The 18,321-nt window shown below is 71.3% G+C and carries 16 protein-coding genes; 6 read left to right on the top strand and 10 right to left on the bottom strand.

The window, feature by feature from the left end; translation table 11 throughout:
• Window positions 1-65: 65 nt before the first annotated feature.
• From ACFY1P_RS01480 to ACFY1P_RS01465, 4 genes are all read right to left on the bottom strand, one after another.
• A complete protein-coding gene (locus tag ACFY1P_RS01480) occupies window positions 66-3,884 on the bottom strand; it encodes a multifunctional oxoglutarate decarboxylase/oxoglutarate dehydrogenase thiamine pyrophosphate-binding subunit/dihydrolipoyllysine-residue succinyltransferase subunit (RefSeq protein ID WP_390749321.1) in 3,819 nt (1,272 codons plus the stop codon).
• Window positions 3,885-4,124: 240 nt separating this feature from the next.
• Window positions 4,125-5,300 carry a HAMP domain-containing sensor histidine kinase gene (locus tag ACFY1P_RS01475; RefSeq protein WP_361526712.1) on the bottom strand — a complete coding sequence of 392 codons (1,176 nt, stop codon included), beginning with the start codon at window positions 5,298-5,300 and terminating at the stop codon, window positions 4,125-4,127.
• Complete coding sequence (locus tag ACFY1P_RS01470) at window positions 5,297-6,034, bottom strand: response regulator transcription factor (RefSeq protein ID WP_361526709.1); 738 nt, start codon at window positions 6,032-6,034, stop codon at window positions 5,297-5,299. Before ACFY1P_RS01470 ends, ACFY1P_RS01475 begins: the two co-directional genes overlap by 4 nt.
• Window positions 6,035-6,124: 90 nt before the next feature.
• Window positions 6,125-6,814, bottom strand: a complete 690-nt coding sequence (locus ACFY1P_RS01465) for a spermidine synthase (protein ID WP_390749320.1) — start codon at window positions 6,812-6,814, stop codon at window positions 6,125-6,127.
• Between the two features lie 201 nt (window positions 6,815-7,015).
• Between ACFY1P_RS01465 and ACFY1P_RS01460 the strand changes: the two genes are divergently transcribed.
• The gene (locus ACFY1P_RS01460) at window positions 7,016-7,852 is read left to right on the top strand and encodes a rhomboid-like protein (RefSeq protein WP_390749319.1); all 837 of its coding nucleotides are present in this window, start codon (window positions 7,016-7,018) and stop codon (window positions 7,850-7,852) included.
• Window positions 7,853-8,268: 416 nt separating this feature from the next.
• Window positions 8,269-10,662 carry an endopeptidase La gene (gene lon, locus ACFY1P_RS01455; RefSeq protein WP_390749318.1) on the top strand — a complete coding sequence of 798 codons (2,394 nt, stop codon included), beginning with the start codon at window positions 8,269-8,271 and terminating at the stop codon, window positions 10,660-10,662.
• A 70-nt stretch (window positions 10,663-10,732) separates the two neighbouring features.
• Here the strand turns inward: lon and ACFY1P_RS01450 are convergent, their stop codons facing one another.
• On the bottom strand, window positions 10,733-11,323 hold the full coding sequence (locus ACFY1P_RS01450; RefSeq protein ID WP_390749317.1) for a hypothetical protein: 591 nt from the start codon (window positions 11,321-11,323) through the stop codon (window positions 10,733-10,735).
• A 171-nt stretch (window positions 11,324-11,494) separates the two neighbouring features.
• Here ACFY1P_RS01450 and ACFY1P_RS01445 point away from each other — a divergent pair, with 171 nt between their 5' ends.
• Window positions 11,495-12,358 carry a helix-turn-helix domain-containing protein gene (locus ACFY1P_RS01445; protein WP_390749316.1) on the top strand — a complete coding sequence of 288 codons (864 nt, stop codon included), beginning with the start codon at window positions 11,495-11,497 and terminating at the stop codon, window positions 12,356-12,358.
• Between the two features lie 9 nt (window positions 12,359-12,367).
• Here ACFY1P_RS01445 and ACFY1P_RS01440 read toward each other — a convergent pair whose 3' ends face one another.
• The 4 genes from ACFY1P_RS01440 to ACFY1P_RS01425 form a co-directional block, all read right to left on the bottom strand.
• Window positions 12,368-12,583, bottom strand: a complete 216-nt coding sequence (locus ACFY1P_RS01440; protein WP_390749315.1) for a hypothetical protein — start codon at window positions 12,581-12,583, stop codon at window positions 12,368-12,370.
• Between the two features lie 215 nt (window positions 12,584-12,798).
• On the bottom strand, window positions 12,799-13,014 hold the full coding sequence (locus tag ACFY1P_RS01435) for a DUF397 domain-containing protein (protein ID WP_390749314.1): 216 nt from the start codon (window positions 13,012-13,014) through the stop codon (window positions 12,799-12,801).
• Window positions 13,015-13,098: 84 nt separating this feature from the next.
• Window positions 13,099-13,308: a DUF397 domain-containing protein gene (locus tag ACFY1P_RS01430; RefSeq protein WP_390749543.1), complete on the bottom strand. Its 210-nt coding sequence runs from the start codon at window positions 13,306-13,308 to the stop codon at window positions 13,099-13,101.
• 20 nt (window positions 13,309-13,328) lie between these two features.
• Window positions 13,329-14,168 carry a helix-turn-helix domain-containing protein gene (locus tag ACFY1P_RS01425; protein WP_390749542.1) on the bottom strand — a complete coding sequence of 280 codons (840 nt, stop codon included), beginning with the start codon at window positions 14,166-14,168 and terminating at the stop codon, window positions 13,329-13,331.
• 529 nt (window positions 14,169-14,697) lie between these two features.
• Here ACFY1P_RS01425 and ACFY1P_RS01420 point away from each other — a divergent pair.
• Complete coding sequence (locus tag ACFY1P_RS01420) at window positions 14,698-14,943, top strand: hypothetical protein (protein ID WP_390749313.1); 246 nt, start codon at window positions 14,698-14,700, stop codon at window positions 14,941-14,943.
• A gap of 232 nt (window positions 14,944-15,175) precedes the next feature.
• Here the strand turns inward: ACFY1P_RS01420 and ACFY1P_RS01415 are convergent, their stop codons facing one another.
• Complete coding sequence (locus tag ACFY1P_RS01415) at window positions 15,176-15,502, bottom strand: hypothetical protein (protein WP_361526680.1); 327 nt, start codon at window positions 15,500-15,502, stop codon at window positions 15,176-15,178.
• A 124-nt stretch (window positions 15,503-15,626) separates the two neighbouring features.
• On the opposite strand from ACFY1P_RS01415, the gene ACFY1P_RS01410 reads away from it, so the two are divergent.
• Together ACFY1P_RS01410 and ACFY1P_RS01405 are read left to right on the top strand one after the other, a co-directional pair.
• On the top strand, window positions 15,627-17,813 hold the full coding sequence (locus ACFY1P_RS01410) for a molybdopterin cofactor-binding domain-containing protein (RefSeq protein ID WP_390749312.1): 2,187 nt from the start codon (window positions 15,627-15,629) through the stop codon (window positions 17,811-17,813).
• Window positions 17,814-17,832: 19 nt separating this feature from the next.
• Window positions 17,833-18,291, top strand: coding sequence for a (2Fe-2S)-binding protein (locus tag ACFY1P_RS01405; RefSeq protein WP_390749311.1), 459 nt, complete (start codon window positions 17,833-17,835; stop codon window positions 18,289-18,291).
• Window positions 18,292-18,321 lie beyond the last annotated feature (30 nt).

The raw sequence follows: 18,321 nt of genomic DNA, 5'->3' as shown, positions 1-18,321 counted from the left end.
ACAGGGCCCCCACCGCCGAAGCGGTGGGGGCCCTGCGTTTCTCGCTCAGCGCCTGCGCGCCGGGGTCAGATGTCGAAGACCTCGGCGACCAGAGCCTGCTGCTCCGCCTGGTGGCGCTTGGCCGAGCCGACCGCCGGGGAGGAGGAGTGCGGCCGGGAGATCCGGCGCAGCCGCTCCCGGGCCGGGATGTCTGAACCGACTGCCAGGTCCAGGTGGTCGATCAGGTTCAGCGCGATGAACGGCCACGCACCCTGGTTCGCCGGCTCCTCCTGGGCCCACACGAACTTCTCCGCCGCCGAGTACTTCGCGAACTCGGCCTGGAGCTCCTCGCCGGGCAGCGGGTAGAGCCGCTCGATACGGACGATCGCCGTGTCGTTGGCGCCCCGCTTGGCCCGCTCCGCGATCAGGTCGTAGTAGACCTTGCCGGAGCAGAAGACGACCTTGCGGACGTCCTCGGTGACCACGGTGTCGTCACCGATCAGCGGACGGAAGGAACCGCTGGTGAACTCCTCCACCTTCGACGCCGCGGCCTTCAGACGCAGCATCGACTTCGGGGTGAAGACGATCAGCGGCTTGTGGTGCGGGTTGTGGACCTGCCAGCGCAGCAGGTGGAAGTAGTTCGACGGCAGCGTCGGCATGGCGACCGTCATGTTGTTCTGCGCGCAGAGCTGGAGGAAGCGCTCGATCCGGGCTGAGGAGTGGTCCGGGCCCTGGCCCTCGTAGCCGTGCGGCAGCAGCAGCGTGACGCCGGAGGTCTGGCCCCACTTCTGCTCGGAGGAGGAGATGAACTCGTCGGTGATGCTCTGGGCACCGTTGACGAAGTCACCGAACTGGGCCTCCCACAGCACCAGCGCGTCCGGGCGGGCCAGGGAGTAGCCGTACTCGAAGCCCATCGCCGCGTACTCGCTGAGCAGCGAGTCGTAGACGTTGAAGCGGGCCTGGTCCTCGGAGAGGTAGAGCAGCGGGGTGTAGTCCTCGCCGGTCTCGCGGTCGACGAGCACCGCGTGGCGCTGGCCGAAGGTGCCGCGGCGGGAGTCCTGGCCGGCGAGCCGGACGGGGACGCCCTCCATCAGCAGCGAGCCGAAGGCGAGGGTCTCGCCCATGCCCCAGTCGATCGTGCCGTCCTCGATGCTGGCGGCGCGGCGCTGCAGCTGCGGCACCAGGCGCGGGTGCACCGTGACGTTCTCCGGCACGTTGACCTGCGTCTCGGCGATCCGCTTGACGACCTCCTGGGAGATCGCGGTGTTCACCGGGGCCGGGAACTGCGGCAGCTCGGTCACCGGCTCGTAGGCCGCGGGGGCCGCGTCGGCGTCCCGGACCTCGACGAAGACCTTCTCCAGCTGGCCCTGGTAGTCCTGCAGGGCCTGCTCGGCCTCTTCCAGGGTGATGTCGCCACGGCCGATCAGCGACTCGGTGTAGAGCTTGCGCACCGAGCGCTTCTTGTCGATCAGGTCGTACATCAGCGGCTGGGTGAACGAGGGGTTGTCCGACTCGTTGTGGCCCCGGCGGCGGTAGCAGATCAGGTCGATGACGACGTCCTTGTTGAACGCCTGGCGGAACTCGAAGGCGAGCCGCGCGACGCGGACCACGGCCTCCGGGTCGTCACCGTTCACATGGAAGATCGGCGCCTCGATCATCCGGGCGACGTCGGTGCAGTACATCGACGAGCGCGAGGACTCCGGCGGCGCGGTGAAGCCGACCTGGTTGTTGATCACGATGTGCACGGTGCCGCCGGTGCGGTAGCCGCGCAGCTGCGACATGTTCAGCGTCTCGGCCACGACGCCCTGGCCCGCGAAGGCCGCGTCGCCGTGCAGCTGGACGGGGAGGACGGTGAAGTCCGTGCCCGCCTTGCCGATGATGTCCTGCTTGGCCCGCGCGATGCCCTCGACGACCGGGTCGACGGTCTCCAGGTGCGAGGGGTTGGCGGCCAGCGAGACCTTGATCTGCTCGCCGTCCAGGCCCGTGAAGGTGCCCTCCGCGCCCAGGTGGTACTTCACGTCGCCGGAGCCGTGCATCGACTTCGGGTCGAGGTTGCCCTCGAACTCGCGGAAGATCTGCGCGTACGACTTGCCGACGATGTTCGCCAGCACGTTCAGCCGGCCGCGGTGGGCCATGCCGATGACGACCTCGTCCAGGCGCGACTCGGCGGCCGCGTCCAGCACCGCGTCCAGCAGCGGGATGACGGACTCGCCGCCCTCCAGGGAGAACCGCTTCTGGCCGACGTACTTCGTCTGGAGGAAGGTCTCGAACGCCTCGGCGGCGTTCAGCCGGCGCAGGATGCGCAGCTGCTCCTCGCGCTCCGGCTTGGAGTGCCCGCGCTCGACCCGGTCCTGGATCCACTTGCGCTGCTTGGGGTCCTGGATGTGCATGAACTCGATGCCGGTGGTGCGGCAGTACGAGTCGCGCAGCACGCCGAGGATGTCGCGCAGCTTCATCAGCGACTTGCCCGCGAAGCCGCCGACCGCGAACGCCCGCTCCAGGTCCCACAGGGTGAGGCCGTGCTCGGTGATGTCGAGGTCGGGGTGCTTGCGCTGGCGGTACTCCAGCGGGTCGGTGTCGGCCATGACGTGGCCGCGGACCCGGTAGGAGTGGATCAGCTCGAAGACCCGGGCGGCCTTGGTGACGTCGTCGTCGTGCGAGGCGTCGATGTCCTTGAGCCAGCGGATGGGCTCGTAGGGGATGCGCAGCGCCTCGAAGATGTCGTCGAAGAAGCCGTTCTCGCCCAGCAGCAGCTGGTTCATGATCCGCAGGAACTCGCCGGAGGCGGCGCCCTGGATCACCCGGTGGTCGTAGGTCGACGTCAGCGTCATGACCTTGGAGATGCCCAGCTTGTTCAGGGCGTCCTGCGAGGTGCCCTGGAACTCGGCCGGGTAGTCCATGGCGCCCACGCCGATGATGAGGCCCTGGCCGGGCATCAGGCGCGGCACGGAGTGCACGGTGCCGATGCCGCCGGGGTTCGTCAGCGAGGCGGTGACCCCGGTGAAGTCGTCCATCGTCAGCTTGCCGACGCGGGCGCGGCGGACGATGTCCTCGTACGCCTGCCAGAACTCGAAGAAGTTGAGCGTCTCGGCCTTCTTGATGGCCGCGACCACGAGCTGGCGGTCGCCGTTCGGCTTCACCAGGTCGATCGCCAGGCCGAGGTTGACGTGCTCGGGCTTGACGAGGGTCGGCTTGCCGTCCTTCTCCGCGAAGGAGTAGTTCATCGACGGCATCAGCTTCAGCGCCTGCACCATGGCGAAGCCGATGAGGTGCGTGAAGGAGACCTTGCCACCGCGGGCGCGCTTGAGGTGGTTGTTGATGACGATGCGGTTGTCGAACAGCAGCTTCACCGGGACCGCGCGGACGGACGTGGCCGTCGGCAGCTCCAGCGAGGCGTTCATGTTCTTCGCCACCGCGGCGGCGGGGCCGCGCAGCGGGACGTACTCCGGGCCCTTGGCGGGCTCGGCCGGCGCGGCGGCCTTCGCGGCTGCGGGCTTCGCCGGCTCAGCTGCCTTGGCGGCAGCAGCCGCCGGCTTGGCAGAGGGAGTCGGCTGCTGCGCAGCCGGAGCCTGGGCCGCGGGCTTCGCCGCGGCGGGCTGGGCTGCCGGGGCAGCCGGAGCTGCGGCCGCGGGCTGCGCGGCGGGGGCAGCCTGCGCCGCAGGCGCGGCAGCGGGCGCCGGGGCACTACCGGTCAGGCCCGGTGGCGGCGCGGCCGCCGTCTGACCCGGCTTGTAGTCGGCGAAGAAGTCCCACCAGGCTCGGTCGACCGAGTTCGGGTCCTGGAGGTACTGCTGGTAGATCTCGTCGACGAGCCACTCATTGGGACCGAAGACGTCGGCAGGGCTCTTGCCCTGCCCGTCCTGGTCGGTCGAGACGCTCGAGGTGTTGGGGGACTGTGGCGACACGGCGGCAACCGCCCTCTTCCGCTTCACAAGGTGATGGACAGCGGAAATAAAGGCTACGCCTGTCTGTACCGATGATGCAGGCCACCCGGGCCAGTCGTCGCGCAAGTCACATTCATCGAAGGGTTTCGAGGCATGACTTGGCGGGAAACACACGGGGTTCCGTAGTCCCCGGGGGAATCAGGGTTCGCTTGAGCGTGCCCCACACTCCCTCGAATGTGTGCCTCCGCCACCGACCCTACGTCAACCTTGATCGCGAGGTCCGCCCGGAAGGGTGACCTGTATGCGGCAGCCCTGAGGGGATTCGGCCACGCCGATGCTTCCCCCGTGCAGATCCACCGCCCAGCGCGCGATCGCCAGCCCCAGCCCCGTACCGCCGTCGCTGCCCGGCCCCTGCTGACCCGAGCCGCCCCGGTTGAAACGCTCGAAGACGCGGTGCCGCTCGGCCTCCGGGATGCCCGGCCCCTCGTCCAGCACCTCCAGGTCCAGCGACTGCGCGCCCTCGCCCCGGCGCGCCCGCACCGTGACCCGGCCGTGCGGGGGGCTGTGCTTGACCGCGTTGTCCACCAGATTCGCCACGACCTGGTGCAGCCGCTCCGCGTCGGCGTGCGCCGTGAGCTCCGGCGGCGACACGTCCAGGTGCAGATGGACGTCCTTGCGGGCGTGCGGCGAGGAGCCCGAGCCGTTGGCCATGCCCGCCTCCTTCAGCACCCCCGCCAGATACGGCCACACCTCGAAGCGCCGGGCGTGCAGCGGCACCACCCCGTTGTCCAGCCGCGAGAGGTCCAGCAGCTGCTCCACCAGCCGGCCCAGCCGCTCCGTCTGGCGCAGCGCCGTGCGCATGGTCTCCGGGTCGGCGGCCGAGACCCCGTCCACCACGTTCTCCAGCACCGCCCGCAGCCCCGCGATCGGGGTGCGCAGCTCGTGCGAGACATTGGCGACCAGCTCCTTGCGGTGGGTGTCCACCGCCTCCAGGTCCGCCGCCATCCGGTTGAAGGCCGTGGCCAGATCGCCGAACTCGTCCCGCCGCCCGGCCCCCACCCGCCGGGTGTAGTCACCCTGCGCCATCGCCCGGGTGACCTCGGTCATCTCGTCCAGCGGCGCGGTCAGCCCGTGCGCCACGAACTGCGTTATCAGCAGCGAGGCGATGATCGAGAAGACCGTGATCACCCGGAGCTCGGTCGCCGAGTGGAGCGCCACGAAGACCAGGAAGGTCGTTATCACCACCGACCCGATCACCAGCGCGCCGAGCGCCGCCTTCACCGAGCGGTAGGGATCCAGGGGCCGCAGCGCCTCCCAGACGCGGCCGCCCAGGCCGCCGGGCGGCACCGGACGGTCCTGCGGGCCCTCCGCCCGGGCCCGGACGGGGCCCCCGGCACCGGCGGTGCGCTCCGGCCCGCCGCCCGTCCCGCCGCTCATGCCGCCGGGGTCTCCAGCGCGTAGCCGACCCCGTGGACCGTACGGATCCGCTCCGCGCCGATTTTCCGGCGGAGCGCCTTGATGTGGCTGTCCACGGTCCGCGTCCCCGAGGCGTCCGCCCAGTCCCACACCTCGGCGAGCAGCTGCTCGCGGGAGAGGACGGCGCGCGGGGTGTTCGCCAGGCAGACCAGCAGGTCGAACTCCGTCGGGGTCAGGTGCACGTCCGCGCCGCGCACCCGCACCCTGCGCTGCGCGTGGTCGATCTCCAGCTCGCCCAGGCGCAGGATGCCGGTGCGCGGCGTGTGCGCGGCGAGGGCCGCCCGCTCCACCCGCCGCAGCAGCACGTGCACCCGCGCGGCCAGCTCCCGCATCGAGAAGGGCTTGGTCATGTAGTCGTCCGCGCCCACGCCCAGGCCGACCAGCATGTCGGTCTCGTCGTCGCGCGCGGTGAGCATCAGCACGGGCACCGGCCGCTGGGCCTGCACCCGTCTGCACACCTCCAGGCCGTCGAAGCCCGGCAGCATCACGTCCAGGACCAGCAGGTCCGGCTGCCACGCCTCGGAGGCGTCGACGGCCGCCGGGCCGTCGCCCGCGGTCCGCACCTGGAAGCCCTCGGCCCGCAGCCGGGCCGCGATGGCCTCGACGATGGTCCGGTCGTCCTCGACGACGAGCACCCGGCGCTGTGCCCCGGCGGAGGCTGCGGCACCGTTCGGGCCGATGTGTGTCTGCTCCATGCGCCCCGCCCCTAGCGTCTTCCGTGGCCTGCTTCTCCACACAGTCCTGCGGCTGTGGCAAGCAGAGTACGGGCAGGTGGCTGGGGACGGCTACGCGGCACGAAGCGCGAGGTGGACTACGTCGGGGACGCCCCGGGCAACGGTGATCTCTTCGGTCCTTACCCCTTCGAACCCGGCATTCCGGAGCGCCTCCTCGAACGTCTCCGACGGCCGCGCCGACCACACGGCCAGCACGCCCCCGGGCGCCAGCCGGTCGTGGCAGGCCAGCAGCCCGGCGGGGGAGTAGAGCCCGCCGTTGTCCTCGGTGACGGTCCAGCCGGGGCCGTTGTCGATGTCCAGGCACAGCGCGTCGTAGGTGACGGGGGCCGTTCGTACGTACCGCACGAGGTCCGTGTGCACGATCTCCGTACGGGGATCCGCCAGCGCCCGCGCCGAGAACGCGGCGAGCGGGCCGGTGCGGTGCCAGTCGATCACCGCCGCCTCGCGCTCCACCACGGCGATCCGGCCCCAGCGCGGCTCCTCGGCCGCCCGCGCCAGCGAGAAGCCGACGCCCAGGCCGCCGATCAGCACCGCCGGATCCCGCCGCCCGGCGGGCAGGGCGGCCAGGGCGGCGTCGACCAGGAGCCGCTCGGAGCGGCCGTCGGAGGTGTCCATCAGGAAGCAGCCGTTGGCGATGATCTCGTAGACCTCGCCCCTGCGGCGCAGTACGACCTCGCCGTGCGGTCCCTCGCGGCGGTCCACGGTGACGGGCGATTCGTGACGGACATCCTGATCGGTCATGGCAGGGCCTTCCGTAGGTCGGGAGCCCGGCGGACGCAGCGGACGGATCTTCGGTTGAGAGCCGTGACCGGAGTCACGGCCAGAGGTTGATTTGCCGGGCCACTGGGGACCTTAATGTTCACAGTGAGGGCGGAGAGTGAGGCCCGGGGCAGGGCCCGCCCGCTGATCCATCGCGCAGCCGCCGGAAAGGGGCCTGGCCGAGTGACCGTGGTTGACCCCGAGATGTCTCCCGGCGGCGGGCGCGCCCCCGGGCCGGGGACCGAGCCCGCCGCCGAGGCGGCCGTGGCCGCGCCCGCGCCGGTGGCTGTGCCCGCGTCTGTGCCGGCGTCTGTGCCTGTATGCCTGCCGTCGCCGCGCGAGCCGGTCGCTTCCGCACCGCCGGAGCGGCTGTCCCTGTCCCGCTTCGCGCCGGCCCGCTGGGCGGGGTGGCTGCGGCGGATCCTGCCGACGCCCACCGGCACGCCCTTCACCTTCGTCTACGGCCTCGTGCTGCTCGGCACGGCGCTCTTCGCCGAACTCGGCGACGAGGCGACCGTCAACCAGCTCCTGCGCGACTCCAGCACCGACGCCGCCCACCTCGCCGACCAGCCCCTCGTCGTCCTCGTCGCCAGTGCCCTGTGGGTGGCGGGCGGCCTCTATTCGCTCTACGGGCTGTTCTTCGCCGTCGTCCTCAGCTCGCTCGAACGCCGCACGGGCCCCGCCCGCACGGCCGGGGTCTTCCTCCTCGGCCACGTCCTGGCCACCCTCGCCACCGAGCTCCCGGTGGCCGGCGCGGTGGCGGCGGGCCGCCTGCCGGAGGCGTCGCTGCACCGGCTGGACTACGGCATCAGCTTCGGCGTGATGGCCTCCGTGGGCGCCCTCTCCGTCCTCCTCCGCCGGCCAGTGGGCTGGGCACTCCTCGCATTCGCGGCCCTTCTCTGCGCGCAGGACTTGATCGAATTCGCGGATCCGCTGGCGAGTTGGGGCCATCCGATAGCGCTGCTCACGGGGATGGCGTGCGGCCCGTTCATCCGCGACCGGGTCCCGGGGCGGGGCTGACGCACGCCTGCGGCGGGCTTTTCCCCTGCCCCGCCCCTTCCCGGCTGCATCTGATGTGTGGCTCCGCCGCGTGGGGGGCGCTGCCCCAGACCCCGATGTGCGGGGTACGTCGGCTGACGCGCAGCGCCTGCGGCGCTCGTCCTCAAACGCCGGACGGGCTGATTTGGCTGATGTGGGTGCGCAATTTCAGCCTGTCCGGCGTTTGAGGACACCGCGCGCCAGCGCGGTCCGGGGTCTGGGGCGAAGCCCCAGTTCCGGGAAGGGGCGGGGCTGGGGAACAAAGCCCGCCGCAGGCGAAAGCGCGCCCCGCCCCCCAGCGGCAGCGTGATCGCTCACAGCGAACACCCCCCGGGAACATCCGCGCAGCGCCACGCATTGAGTCGACATAGCTCAACTTGCCTGCCGAAGGGGAGATCATGGCTTTCACGTCCACACCGCTCACCCTGCCCGTCCTGCCCCTCGACGACGAGGTCGTGCTGCCCGGCATGGTCGTGCCGCTAGACCTCTCCGACGGTGAGGTCCGGGCCGCCGTCGAGGCCGCGCAGGCCGCCGCCGGGGACGGCAAGCCGCAGGTGCTGCTCGTGCCGCGCGTCGAGGGTTCGTACGCCGGCACCGGCACCCTCGGCCGGGTGGAGCAGGTCGGGCGGCTCTCCGGCGGGGACCCCGGGGCGCTCATCCGGGGGCTGGGGCGCGTCCGGATCGGGGCGGGCACGACCGGGCCCGGTGCCGCGCTGTGGGTCGAGGGCACCCGGATCGAGGAGAGCGTGCCCGACCCGCTGCCCGGCGCGGTCGCCGAGCTGGTGAAGGAGTACAAGGCGCTCGCCACCAGCTGGCTCCGCAAGCGCGGCGCCTGGCAGGTCGTGGACCGCGTCCAACAGCTCGACGACGTGGCCCAGCTCGCCGACAATTCCGGCTATTCCCCGTTCCTCAGCGTCGCCCAGCGCGTCGAGCTGCTGGAGACCGCCGACCCGGTGGCCCGGCTGCGGCTCGCCGTCACCTGGCTGAGCGAGCACATCGCCGAGCAGGACGTCGCCGAGTCGATCGCCAAGGACGTGCAGGAGGGCGTCGACAAGCAGCAGCGCGAGTTCCTGCTCCGCCGCCAGCTGGAGGCCGTCCGCAAGGAGCTCGCGGACCTGGGCGGCGACCCCGAGAGCGAGCCGGACGACTACCGCGCCCGCGTCGAGGCCGCCGACCTGCCGGAAAAGGTCCGCGAGGCCGCGCTCAAGGAGGTCGAGAAGCTGGAGCGGGCCTCCGACCAGAGCCCCGAGGGCGGCTGGATCCGCACCTGGCTCGACACCGTCCTCGAACTGCCCTGGAACGAGCGCACCGAGGACGCCTACGACATCCCCGGCGCCAAGTCCGTCCTCGACGCGGACCACGCGGGCCTCGCCGACGTCAAGGAACGGATCACCGAATACCTGGCGGTGCGCAAGCGGCGCGCCGACCGGGGGCTAGGCGTGATCGGCGGGCGGCGCGGGGGCGCGGTGCTCGCGCTCGTCGGTCCGCCCGGCGTCGGGAAGACCTCGCTGGGCGAGAGCGTGGCCCGCGCGATGGGCCGCAAGTTCGTCCGGGTCGCCCTCGGCGGTGTGCGTGACGAGGCGGAGATCCGCGGCCACCGGCGCACGTACGTCGGCGCGCTCCCCGGCCGGATCGTCCGCGCGGTCAAGGAGGCGGGCTCGATGAACCCGGTCGTCCTCCTGGACGAGATCGACAAGGTCGGCTCGGACTTCCGCGGCGACCCGGCGGCCGCCCTCCTGGAGGTCCTGGACCCGGCGCAGAACCACACCTTCCGCGACCACTACCTGGAGGTCGAACTCGACCTCTCGGACGTCGTCTTCCTGGCCACGGCCAACGTCCTCGACTCCATCCCGGAGGCCCTCCTCGACCGCATGGAGCTCGTCCGCCTCGACGGCTACACCGAGGACGAGAAGGTCGTCATCGCCCGCGACCACCTGCTGCCCCGGCAGCTGGAGCGCGCCGGACTGGCGGCCGACGAGGTGAGTCTGGAGGACGAGGCGCTGCGCAAGCTGGCCGGCGAGTACACCCGCGAGGCGGGCGTACGCACCCTGGAGCGCGCCCTCGCCCGGCTGCTGCGCAAGGTGGCCGCCCAGCACGAACTGGGCGAGCGCGAGCTGCCCGTGACCCTGGGCGCCGACGACCTGCGCGCCCTGATCGGCCGCCCGCACCACACGCCGGAATCCGCGCAGGACCCGGCCGAGCGGCGCACGGCCGTGCCGGGCGTGGCGACCGGGCTCGCGGTCACCGGGGCGGGCGGCGACGTCCTCTTCGTCGAGGCGTCACTGGCCGACCCCGAGACCGGCGCCGCCGGCCTGACCCTGACCGGCCAGCTGGGCGACGTGATGAAGGAGTCCGCGCAGATCGCGCTCTCCTTCCTCCGCTCCCACGGCGCCGAACTGGAGCTCCCCGTCGGCGACTTCAAGGAGCGCGGCGTCCACCTGCACGTCCCCGCGGGCGCGGTCCCCAAGGACGGCCCCAGCGCGGGCGTGACGATGACGACGGCCCTGGCCTCCCTGCTCTCCGGCCGCCAGGTACGCCCCGACGTGGCGATGACCGGCGAGGTCTCGCTGACGGGCCGCGTGCTGCCCGTCGGCGGCGTGAAGCAGAAGCTGCTCGCCGCGCACCGGGCCGGGGTGACCACGGTCGTCATCCCCAAGCGGAACGAACCCGACCTGGACGACGTGCCGGAGGAGATCCTCGCAACGCTCGACGTCCACCCGGTCGCGGACGTCCGCCAGGTCCTGGAACTCGCCCTCCAGCCGGCCTCCGCCCAGGTGGCCATGGCGGCGTAGCCGGAGCGGCGGCCGGCGAGGCCCCTGCCCCCGTGACAGGGGCCTCGCCGGCCTTCCCCGCCCGCGTGGGTCAGCAGGCCTTCACGTACCAGACCGGGTGCCAGTCGGCGGTGGCGTCGTACGAGCCGTTGCCCACCTGGGCCGGCGGCGTCGAGTAGACCCAGTTGTGGCTCTTGCCGTACATCTTGGCGACGACGCCCTTCGACTGGTTGTTCCACCACGAACCGCCGCTGTTCCAGCCGTTCGGGATCTCCCAGTAGACGCCGCACTTGGAGCGTTCCCACACCGTGCCCTCGTAGTACGACTTCGGCCAGCCGCAGAAGTTGTAGGGGTCGCAGTCGGCCGCGCTCGTCGGGTGCGTGGTGGTGCGCAGGTCGCGGGCGTACTTCTCGCCCGGTACGGCCACGAGCACGAAGCCGCCCGGTACGTCGACCCTGTTGGCGGAGACCTGCTTGCCGCCCGTCTGGGCGACATAGCGGTCCACGTCCTTCTGGAGCGCGACGGACTGCGCGCCCGTCAGCCCCGCGTGTTCGGCCTGGGCCGCGTAACGGCCGGAAGTGGCCGCGGTGGCGTGCGAGGCCCCGAGGCCCGCGGTGAGCGCCAGCGCCATGCACGCGGGCACGGCGAGCAGGCGTTTCGTTCTGATGCGGTGAGTGGTCACGGTGTTCCCTTCCCCTCGGATGTCGCGGGCATGCCCATGCCCGCGACGCCGAGTCTGGCGGCCGGGCGACGGCGTGGATTGTAGGAAAGCGACCGGATTCCCGCCTTGGTTCCGGCGCGCACGCGCGTACCGTGAAGCGGATGCCATAGGCGCGCACCGGGTGGGGGAGTCGTGGCCGCGTCACAGCAACTGGTCCGCAGCGCCCCGGCCGCCGCCGAGCTGCGCGGATCGGTCCTCGGCTACCGCGGCTTCCACTTCGGGGCCCGCGGCCCGCGCCGCCGGCTCGTGGTGCCCGACGGCGTGGTCAAGGTGATGCTCGGCTTCGGCGCCCCGCTCGACATGGTCGACGCGGTCGGACCGCGCACGGTGACCACGGGCACCTCCCTCGTCAACGGCCTGCGCACCACCGCGGCCATCGGCCTGCACCGCGGACTGCTGCACGGCGTCACCGTCCTGCTCTCCCCTCCGGCGGCCTACAGGCTCTTCGCCGTCCCCATGTCCGAGTGGGCCCACCTCACGCTCGACCCCGGCGAGCTCCTCGGCCACGGCCTCGGACAGCTCACCGAACGGCTCGCCGAATGCCCCGACTGGCCCGCCCGCTTCGCCCTGCTCGACCACGCCCTGGCCGCCCGGCTGCGCACCGGCCCCCGCTGCGACCCCGAAGTGGCCTGGGCCTGGTCGGAGTTGCTCCGCACCGACGGCCGCCTGCGCATAGCCGACCTCGCCGCCGGTACGGGCTGGAGCCGCCGCCACCTCGAACGGCGCTTCCGCGAACAACTCGGCCCCACGCCCAAGGGGGCCGCGCAGGTGCTGCGCCTCCAGGCGGCGCTGCGCCTCAAACAGGCCGGGATGTCCTGGACGCGGGCGGCGACGGGGGCGGGCTTCCACGACCAGGCGCACTTCTCGCATACGTTCGGCACGATGACCGGGTGCACGCCGGGGCGTTTTCACGACGCGCGCTCGTCGGGCGGCGGCCCGGACGACTCCCTGGACTTCCTCCCCGAGCATGTGACGAGCGTCCTGCTGGCCCGCTGACCCGGGGCGTCAGGCGCGGCAGCGCAGCCTCTCCAGTGCGGGACCGGCGAGGACGTCCGCCCAGAAGTCCGCGCCGGACTCGCGCACGCCGGCGTCGGACACCTCCAGCGGGACCCAGGCCGGCTCGCCGAATCCGGCCGCCCGCAGACACTTCTCGTAGACCTCGCGGCGCGGGAGGGCGCTGATGACCGTGATCGGCGGGTCGAGCAGCGCCGTGGTCCGCACAACTCGCGTGCCACGGCAATCATTTCTCCGGAGATATCGACTCCGAGCACCTCCGTGACGCCGCGCCGCTTGAACTCCCGGGCGACGATCTCGCGTGCCGGCGGTACCCAGCCGGACCAGCCCTCGGACTCCGGATTGAGATCCACCTCGCCGTTGCCCTTCCACTGTTCGAACTCTTCGGCCTCGCCGACGACGCCGGGGCTGGCGTGGTGCTGTCAGAGATCCGAGTGCGGCCGGAAGGCTCCGGCCTGTATGCCGGCTATGAACTGGGTCCATGCTCTGGCGTGGACCAGTAGGGCGGGGCCGTGCGGTGTCTTGGAGTCACGGACGGGGACCAGGTCGGCGTGACCGTCGGCTACCTCGATGCATTCGCCCGTGTTGCCGCTGTACGTGCTCTTACGCCACTGGGCTTTGGTGAGATCGTGAGCCATGTCGCCTACCTCCAGGCTCGCTGACTGGCAAGCGTCTGCCCCGGCTGGATGCCCGAACCTGGGTCGTTCAGGGTCGCACTGGGGTCAATCGGTGGTTGGGAAGGCCCCGGCCTTGATCCCGGCCGTGAACGCCGACCATGTGTCGGCGCTGAAGACGAGTGCTGAACCATGGGGCGTCTTACTGTCACACGTAGCCACTACTTCACGTAGAAACGCGATCTCGACGCACTGGCCATTTCCGCTGCTGTATGAACTCTTCTGCCATATGGCTTCGCGGAGTTCCGTCCGATTCATTGCTGATGCCTCTTCTCTCATCACATCTCGTTGGCCAGTGAGGCGAGCAATCTCGACGTGTCGTCAGGGCTGAGGGCCACTGCGCGGAGGTTGTCGAAGATTGCGCCGTACCGGCGTACATCTGCTTCGGCTTCGAGGAAGAGGTCACCGGCCATGCTGTCGATGTAGATGATCTCAGGGTCTTCCACTTCGGGGAAGCTCATCAGCACGAACGAGCCTGGCATGCCAGCGTGGGCCCCGGCGTTGAAGGGGATGACCTGGAGCATCATGTGCGGTTCCGCGATTGCCGCCGTCAGGCGCCGAATCTGCTCGTGCATCACCTCGGGGCCGCCGACCATGCGCCGTAGGGATGCCTCGTCCATGATTGCCCAAAGGTGCAATGGATCGCTTTTGGTGAGTACGCCTTGCCGTTCAATGCGTGCTTGAACCCGTTGCTCAATCTCTCTGGTACTTGCCATCGGCAACACGCCCTTGATCACGGCGCGTGCATAGTCTTCCGTCTGCAACAGACCGGGAACGAAGAGGGATTCGTAGTTGCGCACCGCACGTGCCTCAGCCTCGAAGCTGATGTACGCAGTGTATTCCTCGGGCAGTTCGCTGTGATACGGGCGTAGCCACCCCTGGTTGCTCGCACCCTGGGATAGCGCCTGGATTTCGCCATGCTGAGGCTCGGGCACTCCGTACAAGTTGAGCAGGGCGATCAAGGTGTGCTGCTGTGGCCGGACGCGTGCCGTTTCGATCCGATAGAGCGTCGCTGTGTTGATGCCCGTCTGCGCGGTGACATCCTCCCTGGTCAGCTGCATGCCTGTTCGCAACCTCCGCAGCTCGGCTGCCAAGCGTCGGAGGCGGACCGTGGGCATCTGACGCTTCGTGGGCATGCCGTCCACCTTTCATTTGCACAGGAGGCCCAGCGATTCTGTCCGGCAACCACCCTTGACTGCAAGCGCAGTTCGCACATGCATGCCATGCATTCTCCTGCCTTGCATGTGACTGGTCAGCGGGTGCATCCTGGGCCCCTTGGTTGCCCGGTGTGACGACCTCGTCACACCGGCGTGACCTTGAGGGTGCGTCATGCCCAACAAGAGGCCCCGGCGGCCGCTGTCACGGCCCCGGGGCTTGGCCAACGCTGAAAAGGAGCGCTGACATGTACGAGCTTATCTCTCGATGGTTGGGGTGGATCAGGGCGGTGTTCACGCCCGGCAACCTTCACCGGGACTGCCTCGCTTGTAGTGCTGTCCATGCGGTGCGGACCCCCGACCCGATGCAAGCGCCGAGCGCGCCACCCCGCGCCGACCCGCCCACCGCCAGCGGCAACGGCCCCCGCATCTGGATCACCGCCCACGGAATCGACTTCCGCCCCCGGCAGCCGCACCACGCGGATGTGAGTCGATGACGGCCGCCGAGGGATCCGAACGGGCACCAAAAATCGGCACGTTGGTCGTCGACGTCCGACGGAACCGCGTCGGTGAAGTGATGGCCTCCGCCGGTGGGCGGTTGGCGTTGCGGCCGCCCGCCGGTGGGCGGGAGTGGGAGGCGTTCCCCTGCGACGTCCGTCCGGCCACCGCCAGTGATGAGCTGCGCGTGAAGGTGACCGAGGTCAACGACCGGGGCAGGCGAGAGCGGGGCATGGCGTGAGCGAGACGACCGCCGCACCCGGAACCGCGACCGAGCCCCGGCCCCCTCGGTGTCAGGAGTGTCGCGACATCAAGCACAAGAGGGCGCAAGCACTGGCCGACGGCGACCGTCAGGCAGCGGCGAAAATGACCGAGGCCATGGGCGTCCACACCTGGGAGGCGCATGCGTGACGGAAGCCTGACCGCCCATCGATGAACCGCTCCGGGGCGTGGCGATACGCGCCGCGCCCCGATCAGCCTCGCCGCCACCGCCGCCCCATGCGCCGAAGCCGCACGCGCACGCGCCCAGCAGGAGCGCTCTTCCGGCTCGTATCGCGAGCGCCCGGCCGCCAATGGTCATCAGGCGACACCACTGGAGACCGCCGCTCCGCCTGTGCCCTGATCTCCCAGTGGGACTCGTGGGAGGTCACGCGGTATGCCTCCTCCCAGGCTGCGAGCGCCGCGGTGACGCCTGTGCCCGCGGTTCCCCGGCGGCGCACGTGGAACGCCAGCCACGCGAAGCCGCACAGGACCGCGGCCAGGCCGCCGAAGATCGCCAGGAGCGGCAGTGAGTCACCCATGCCACTGAGGCTATGTGAGGCGGCGGCCGCGGGTGCGGTGCGGCGGACGGGAAAGCGCCCCCGCCCTTGCGCCCTCGCTACCCACCGGTAAAGATCAAGCGGCCGCCCCACGACAGGAGCCCCCATGACGGAGCCGGCCGCGCCCAGCAGACGCCGCTTCCTCACCTACCTCATAGCCGCCCCCACCCTCACCCTGGCCACCACCACCCAGGACCCGCAACAAGCAACCGCAGCCGTCGCCGACATCGTCGATCTCGGCGACATCCTGACCCTCGTCGGTGCCCCCACCGCCCACATGCTCGTGCTGACCGTCGGGGACGACGGGACCGCCACCTTCCGGCTGCCCAGGGAAGAAGTCGGGCAGGGGCTGACGACGGCCGTCGCGATGCTGGTCGCCGAGGAGCTGGACATGCCGCTCGGGCAGGTGCGGGTCCAACTGGAGGACGCCAGGCCGGAGCTGATATTCAGTCAGTTCACTGGCAGCTCCAACTCCATACGCTCGCTCTACGACCCCGTCCGGCACACCGCGGCCGCCGCCCGCTCCCGGCTCGTGCGAGCGGCCGCCCGCCGGTGGGGCCTGGCGGAGGGGGCGCTCCGCACCCGGGACGGCGCGGTGCACGCCCCGGACGGCCGTAGCGCTCCGTACGCCTCCCTCGCGGCCGCGGCCGCCGCGCACGACCTCGGGGAACTCACCGCCACGCCCAAGCCGGAGTCCGCGCACACGCTCGTGGGCACCCCGGCCTCGCGCATCGACGCCCGCGCGATGGTCACCGGCAAGCAGCAGTACACCCTGGACCTGGACATCCCCGGCGCCAAGCCCTGCATGGTGCGCCGCCCGCCGACCGTGGGCGGCACGGTGAAGGCCGTACGGAACGAGGCCGCCGTCCGGGCCATGCCCGGCGTGCTGGGCACCTTCGTGATCCCCACGGGGGTGGCCGTCGTCGCCGAGACGTTCGGGCAGGCGCTGAACGCCAAGAACGCCCTCGACGTGAGCTGGGGGCCCGGCACGGTCGACGGCCTCTCCGACGACGACATCCGCGCCCGGCTCCGGGACGCCGCCGCGCCACTGGTCGAACTGCCGCCGCTGACCGGGCACCTGGACGCGGAGTTCGACTTCGCCTTCGTCAGCCACGCGCCGATGGAGACGAACTCCGCGGTCGCCGACGTACGGCCGGACCGGGCCACGGTCTGGTCCGGGCTGAAGGCGCCGATCGTCGCGCAGCGGACCATCGCCGAGGAACTCGGGCTGCCCGTGGACAAGGTCACCGTGCACGTGGTGCAGGCGGGTGGCTCGTTCGGGCGGCGGCTGTTCTTCGACGCGGCCCTGGAGGCCGCGCAGGTGTCGAAGGCGGCGGGGCGGCCCGTACGGCTCATGTGGTCCCGCGTCGACGACATGCGGCACGGCAGGATGCGGCCCGCCACCCACCACCGGCTGCGCGCCACGTACGCGCTCGGCAAGGTGCTGACCTTCGAGCACCGGGTGGCCGCCGTGGAGACCGACTTCCGGCACGGCCTCGGCGAGGCGCTCACCGCCGCCGCGGCGAAGCTGCCCGGGAGCATCGGCAACGAGACGTTCGCGCAGACGCTCTTCCACACGACGGTGAAGTCGCCCTACCGCTTCGGCCTCACCACCCAGCACCTGACCGAGGTGCCGCTGCGGATGCCCACCGCGTCCTGGCGGTCGGTGTACTCGGCGAACACCCGCGGCGCCGAGGAGATCGTCGTCGACGAACTCGCGGCGCGGCTGGGGCAGGACCCCGTCGCCTTCCGCCGCGCGTTCCTCAAGAGCCTCGCCCAGCGGGCCGTCCTCGACAAGGCGGCGAGCGAGGGCGACTGGGGGCGGCCGATGCCGGCCGGGCACGCGCAGGGGATCGGCTTCCACGAGGAGTACAAGTCGCGTACGGCGTGTCTCGCCGAGATCGACGCGACCGACCCCCGGCGCCCCCGGGTCGTCAAGGCGGTGATCGTGGCCGACGTCGGGCGGGCGGTCAATCCGCGGGGCCTGGAGGCGCAGCTGCTGGGCGGGCTGACCGACGCGATCTCGACGACGCTGCGGGCCGGACTGCACCTCGACAAGGGGCTGCCGCTGGAGGGCAGCTACTCGCAGTTCCACTACGCGCGGCAGCGGGACGTGCCGCCGGACGTGCGGGTCTTCGTGATGCCGCCGACCGGCGAGCCGGGCGGGGCGGGGGAGTTGGGCGTCCCGGCGGCGGTGGGGGCGATCGCCAACGCGTACGCCCGTGCCACCGGCACGCGCCCGCGGCGCTTTCCGGTCAACTTCGACGTGGACTTCACCCCCTTCCCCCGCTGAGCCCTCACAGGAGCCCTCCATGCCCACCCACCGTTTCACCGTCAACGGCCAGGCCGTCACCGTGGACGCCCCCGACGACCTGCCCCTGCTGTGGGCGCTGCGCGACCACCTCGGGGTGCGCGGGCCCAAATACGGCTGCGGGATAGACGTCTGCAAGGCGTGCACCAGCCACCTGGACGGCGAGGCGGTACGCCCCTGCGTCGTGCCCGTCGCCACCGTCGAGGGCCGTGAGGTCACCACCATCGAGGGCCTCGCCGACGGCGAGAGGCTGCACCCGGTCCAGGAGGCGTGGCTGGAGCAGGACGTGGCCCAGTGCGGCTACTGCCAGCCCGGCCAGATCATGGCGGCGGTCGCCCTGCTGAAGCGCACGAAGAACCCCACGGACGCCGATCTCGACGAGATAGCCAACGTCTGCCGCTGCGGCACGTACTTCCGCATACGCGAGGCGATACGGAGCGCGGCGGCGAAGATGCCCTGACACGGGCGGGGATCGGTCGCGTGTCCGTTT

This window comes from Streptomyces sp. NPDC001407 (assembly GCF_042895325.1).
In the GTDB taxonomy this organism is placed as follows: Bacteria; Actinomycetota; Actinomycetes; order Streptomycetales; family Streptomycetaceae; genus Streptomyces.
The sequence above is the reverse complement of the archived record's forward strand: the minus strand, read 5'-3'. Positions and strand labels throughout refer to the sequence as shown.

What these genes read in the sequence shown, in the direction of transcription:
- ACFY1P_RS01435 (WP_390749314.1), bottom strand. Translation starts at nt 13,014, where the DNA reads ATGGCTCACGATCTCACCAAAGCCCAGTGGCGTAAGAGCACGTACAGC.
- ACFY1P_RS01415 (WP_361526680.1), bottom strand. Translation starts at nt 15,502, where the DNA reads ATGGGTGACTCACTGCCGCTCCTGGCGATCTTCGGCGGCCTGGCCGCG.
- ACFY1P_RS01430 (WP_390749543.1), bottom strand. Translation starts at nt 13,308, where the DNA reads ATGAATCGGACGGAACTCCGCGAAGCCATATGGCAGAAGAGTTCATAC.
- ACFY1P_RS01405 (WP_390749311.1), top strand. Translation starts at nt 17,833, where the DNA reads ATGCCCACCCACCGTTTCACCGTCAACGGCCAGGCCGTCACCGTGGAC.
- ACFY1P_RS01475 (WP_361526712.1), bottom strand. Translation starts at nt 5,300, where the DNA reads ATGAGCGGCGGGACGGGCGGCGGGCCGGAGCGCACCGCCGGTGCCGGG.
- ACFY1P_RS01410 (WP_390749312.1), top strand. Translation starts at nt 15,627, where the DNA reads ATGACGGAGCCGGCCGCGCCCAGCAGACGCCGCTTCCTCACCTACCTC.
- ACFY1P_RS01425 (WP_390749542.1), bottom strand. Translation starts at nt 14,168, where the DNA reads ATGCCCACGGTCCGCCTCCGACGCTTGGCAGCCGAGCTGCGGAGGTTG.
- ACFY1P_RS01465 (WP_390749320.1), bottom strand. Translation starts at nt 6,814, where the DNA reads ATGACCGATCAGGATGTCCGTCACGAATCGCCCGTCACCGTGGACCGC.
- lon (WP_390749318.1), top strand. Translation starts at nt 8,269, where the DNA reads ATGGCTTTCACGTCCACACCGCTCACCCTGCCCGTCCTGCCCCTCGAC.
- ACFY1P_RS01470 (WP_361526709.1), bottom strand. Translation starts at nt 6,034, where the DNA reads ATGGAGCAGACACACATCGGCCCGAACGGTGCCGCAGCCTCCGCCGGG.
- ACFY1P_RS01420 (WP_390749313.1), top strand. Translation starts at nt 14,698, where the DNA reads ATGACGGCCGCCGAGGGATCCGAACGGGCACCAAAAATCGGCACGTTG.